This window comes from Vibrio sp. 704 (assembly GCF_033339295.1).
In genome coordinates this window covers 1-550 of the sequence record NZ_JAWOUH010000868.1, presented here as the reverse complement: position 1 = coordinate 550, position 550 = coordinate 1, and the positions used below count along the sequence as shown (strand labels likewise).

Here is a 550-nt window from a genome sequence, read left to right as displayed (position 1 = left end):
AGAGTTATGTAAACAGCATGGGAAGTCTATCGTAATTGGTACCACTGGCTTTAGTGAAGAAGAGCGAGCACTGATTGATGCAGTTGCGAAGCACGTACCTGTTGTGATGGCGCCTAACTACTCTGTTGGTGTGAACCTAGTATTTAAGTTGCTTGAGAAAGCTGCAAAAGTAATGGGTGATTACTGCGATGTCGAGATTGTCGAAGCTCATCACCGCCATAAAGTTGATGCTCCGTCAGGTACTGCGATTGGTATGGGTGAGGCGATTGCTGGCGCTATGGGCAACAAGTTAAGTGATGTTGCGGTGTATGCGCGTGAAGGCATTACTGGTGAGCGTACTAAAGATGAAATCGGTTTTGCAACCATTCGTGCAGGTGACATTGTCGGCGAGCACACAGCAATGTTTGCTGATATTGGTGAGCGAGTCGAAATAACGCACAAAGCGACGGACCGCATGACTTTTGCTAATGGTGCCGTGAAGGCTGCTGTGTGGCTACATTCCAAGCCGGCGGGCTTTTATACCATGACCGATGTGCTTGGTTTGAATGAG

General features: G+C 48.2%; 1 protein-coding gene. It reads left to right on the top strand.

Annotated features, from left to right (window positions below; genetic code table 11):
* On the top strand, positions 1-550 hold a 550-nt coding region (gene dapB / locus R7R24_RS29600; RefSeq protein WP_318120576.1), incomplete at both ends, for a 4-hydroxy-tetrahydrodipicolinate reductase.